Annotated in this window: 2 protein-coding genes; both read right to left on the bottom strand. The window is 41.6% G+C overall.

The genetic code is table 11. The annotated features are described in order from the left end of the window. Positions 1 to 158: 158 nt before the first annotated feature. The gene (locus CWB85_RS20885) at positions 159 to 1,325 is read right to left on the bottom strand and encodes a nucleotide sugar dehydrogenase (protein WP_138555932.1); all 1,167 of its coding nucleotides are present in this window, start codon (positions 1,323 to 1,325) and stop codon (positions 159 to 161) included. Positions 1,326 to 2,222: 897 nt separating this feature from the next. Next, a complete protein-coding gene (locus tag CWB85_RS20880; protein ID WP_138555931.1) occupies positions 2,223 to 4,178 on the bottom strand; it encodes a polysaccharide biosynthesis protein in 1,956 nt (651 codons plus the stop codon). Between the last annotated feature and the right edge of the window lie 278 nt (positions 4,179 to 4,456).

Genomic DNA, 4,456 nt, shown 5'->3' with positions numbered 1-4,456 from the left:
CCTAGCTCCTAGTCTTTAATGGTTGTAGGAGAGCGCTTTAGCGCCGATGAGCTTTAACACATAACCAAAAACAATCACGGCTAAAGCCTGTTCCCACAAAAGCCAAGACACCCAACCTCTAACTTCTAACCTTTGACCTTTTATCTTTGACCTTTATTTTAATCACTACCAAACAAGTCGCGGGTATATACTTTATCTGCAATATCACTTAGCTCTTCAACCATACGGTTTGATACCACAACATCTGCAAGCTGTTTAAACTCATTAAGATCTTTTATTACTCGTGAATTAAAAAAGGCTTCTTCTTGTAATGCTGGTTCATAAACAACTACCTCAATGCCTTTCGCTTTAATACGCTTCATAATGCCTTGAATAGCTGAGGCTCTAAAGTTATCTGAACCTGTTTTCATTACTAAGCGATACACGCCAACCACTTTAGGGTTGCGTTTAATTATTGAGTTAGCAATAAAGTCTTTACGGGTGGTGTTAGCATCAACAATGGCGCCAATCATATTATTTGGCACATCTTTATAGTTTGCTAATAGCTGTTTAGTATCTTTAGGTAAACAATAACCCCCATAACCAAATGACGGGTTATTATAATGATTACCAATACGAGGATCTAACCCTACCCCTTGAATAATCTGCTTTGCATTTAAACCATGGCTTTCAGCATAGCTATCAAGCTCATTAAAGTAGGCAACACGCATAGCCAAGTAAGTATTAGAGAACAGCTTAATTGCCTCAGCTTCCGTTGAGTCAGTAAATAAAGTTTCAATATCTTGCTTTACTGCGCCTTGCGCTAGCAAACTAGCAAACGTTTTAGCACGTTCACTTTGCTCACCCACAATAATACGTGATGGGTGTAGGTTATCGTAAAGGGCTTTACCTTCACGCAAGAACTCTGGCGAGAATACAATATTGTCAGTCGCAAACTTTGCTTTAACTGATTGGGTATAGCCAACTGGTACAGTCGACTTTATCACCATAGTGGCTGCAGGGTTAATTTTTAATACATCACTAATTACAGCTTCAACACTGTTGGTATTAAAGTAATTTGTTTCCGGGTCGTAATCCGTCGGCGTGGCGATAATAACAAATTCAGCACCAACAAGTGCAGACTCTTTGTTAGTGGTAGCCGTGAAGTTGAGTTGTTTATTTTGTAAAAAATCACTAATTTCAACATCAACAATCGGTGATTGCTTATCTTTTAAAAGTGCAACTTTTTTTTCATCAATATCAAGTGCAACTACTTTATTATGTTGCGCAAGTAACATCGCATTAGACAAGCCCACATAGCCTGTACCAACAACTGCAATTTTCATTTTAAATTCCTTAAACATCTTAAATTTTGCTTCCAAGCTTAAGCTTATTCCGCTTAGCACTAAAGCTATTAAAATACGGGCTGCCGGAGACGGGCTGCGGGTAACGAGTTCCGAGCTATGAAAACACCTAACTCCTTTAACCTTTAACCTTTAACCTCTTCAGCGCAGCGCCTCTTCACCTCTTTGTGAATAAATCACTTAAATTCTTCGCGCGGGATAAACCCGAGCCTACAAAACAATTTTTACCACCGAGATCACCGAGGCGCTTCGCTGCACAGAGAGAAAAGCCACGGGCTGCGAGTAACGAGTTTCGAGCTATGAATCCTAGCTCCTAGTCTTTAATGGTTGTAGGAGAGCGCTTTAGCGCCGATGAGCTTTAACACATAACCAAAAACAATCACGGCTAAAGCCTGTTCCCACAGAAGCCAAGACACCTAACCCCTAGTCTCTTCCCTAGAACCTTTAACCTTTTCCCTTTCCTCTGTGAACTCTGCGTTCTCTGTGGTGAATCTTTGCTTTTTCGCAGCTAAAGCCGGCTCCTACGAAAACCACTTTTAACTATCTAAGCGCGGGATAAACCCGCGCCTACAAAATACTTTTTACCACCGAGAGCACCGAGGCGCTTCGCTGCACAGAGAGAAAAACCATGGGCTGCGGGCAACGAGTTTCTGGCTACGAATCCTAGCTCCTAGTCACTTCCCTAGGCCTAAAATTTTTAATGATTGTAGGAGAGCGCTTTAGCGCCGATGAGCTTTAACACATAACCAAAAACAATCACGGCTAAAGCCTGATCCCACAAAAGCCAAGACACCCAACCTCTAACCTCTAACCTCTAACCTTTTCCCTTTGCTCTTATTATGTCTCGTAACCCGTAACTCGCGGCTATTTATTTTCCCTTTACCCCTTCAAATTAACCACGTTCGCTTGAGGGGCGCTTTCAAGTTGCGCACTTTTTTTAGCATTCCATACTAAATCACAAATACCATCTGTAGGATTAAAGCCTGTTGGTGCATCTAACAATAACTGGCGGATCATTTCATGATCAAAGTTATGGCAAGCAATATCAAACGCTTCTAAAAATACTTTTAGCTCAGGTAGTGGCAGCATTGCTTCACTGGCGGTCATAATACGTTCGTGCGGTGTTTCGCCTACGTTATCGCCAATTAATAGCTCTTCATATAGCTTTTCACCTGGGCGTAGGCCTGTACATAAAATTTCAATATCACCGTGTGGGTTGTTTTCGTCTTTCACTTCAAAGCCCGACAGGCGGATCATCTTACTGGCCAAATCTTTAATTTTTACCGAGTCGCCCATATCGAGCACAAATACATCGCCCCCTTTCCCCATAGAGCCTGCCTGAATTACTAGCTGCGCGGCTTCAGGTATGGTCATAAAAAAGCGGGTGATATCTTGGTGGGTTAGCGTAATTGGGCCGCCTTCTTTAATTTGACGACGGAATAATGGTACAACAGAGCCAGACGAACCAAGTACATTACCAAAACGTACCATACAAAAACGAGTACGATGCTCTTTACCTTTAGTTTGCGCCAAGCCTTGCAATACCAGCTCAGCCATGCGTTTAGTTGCCCCCATTACATTAGTAGGGCGCACTGCTTTATCGGTCGAAATAAGTACAAAGGTTTCAACTTTGGCATTTACCGCAGCCTTTGCAGCATAATAAGTACCAAACACATTATTACGCACACCTTCAACCACATTATGTTCAACTAAAGGCACATGCTTATAAGCTGCTGCGTGGTAAACCGTTTGCACTTTAAACGCCATCATTACGGTTTCGATACGGTTAATACGTTGCACAGAGCCCATAATTGGTATTAGCTCTAACTCTAACTGGTTATTAGTAACGAATTCGTTAAGCTCTTTTTCAATTGAATATAAACCAAACTCATTAACTTCAAATAATATTAGTGCTTTTGGTTTTTGTTTAACTATCTGCCTACACAACTCTGAGCCTATAGAGCCACCAGCTCCAGTTACCATAACCACTTTGCCAGTAATATTAGCAGCCATCAGTTCAGGTTTAGGCGTTACAGGGTCACGGCCTAGTAAATCTTCAATTTCGACTTCTCTAAATTCAGAAAGCTGTGCTTTACCTTCAACCACATCAGCCATACCAGGGATAGATAAAACTTTAATAGTTAATGGTTCAAGCTGGGCGAGTACTTCTTTACGACGTGCACGGCTAGCGCTCGGTAATGCAAGTAAAACCTTACTGGCTTTGCCTTTATTAATAAGCTCATAAATATCTTTAAAGCAAATAACCGGAATACCCTGAATGATCGAGCCTTGCTTGGTTACATCGTCATCGATAAAAGCACGCACATAATATTCAGGCCCAGCACCAAGGGCGGTTGCAAGCTGCCTACCAGCAGAGCCTGCACCATAAATAATAACTGACTCTTTGTTAACAGTGGCCATTTTACCAATCAGCGCACGCACAACTATACGTGCTCCGCCCACTGTCAATAAGCATAACCAAGCAAAAATAAACGGCATAGTGCGTGGAATAGTAATACCGACAAAAAACGACAGCAATACTAAGCTTGCCGTGGTAATAACCGTTCCCAGTACAATAGCCCATAATGCTTGAGCATTCATGTACCTCAATACTGCGCGGTATAAGCCTAAATTAATAAATGCGAGTAACCCTGTGGGCACTAACATCGCTAAAAGTAACCAGTTACCCACATCACTAAATGGTGCCAGGCTGTCTAAACGCACAATAAGCGCAAGCCAAAATGCAGCAGCAATAAAAAGTGAATCGATAAACAAGGTGATCGCACGCTTTTTAGCACGCGAGGCATTTAAAATAGATCGGATGAAACTATCCACAACAAGTTCCCTTTTCTTGTACACTATTGGTTAAAAAATCAAAGAGCTAATACTGTAGCCCTATAATTGTTAAAATTTCATTAATTATAACTCTAAACGAAAAAAATCACCACAAACCAATACATAATCATTAGTTATTGATTTGGATGGAAATATAGGAGCTAGGAGCTAGGAGCTAGGAGCTAGGAGCTAGGAGCTAGGAGCTAGGAGCTAGGAGCTAGGAGCTAGGAGCTAGGAGCTGACTGTTTGATCATTAGAAGGGTGACCTTTTAGAAAGC

Origin of the sequence: Pseudoalteromonas sp. S1727, assembly GCF_005886375.1 — a bacterium.
GTDB classification, from domain to species: Bacteria; Pseudomonadota; Gammaproteobacteria; order Enterobacterales; family Alteromonadaceae; genus Pseudoalteromonas; species Pseudoalteromonas haloplanktis.
Note: the sequence above shows the minus strand (reverse complement) of the source record. Positions and strands in the feature narration are given on the sequence as shown.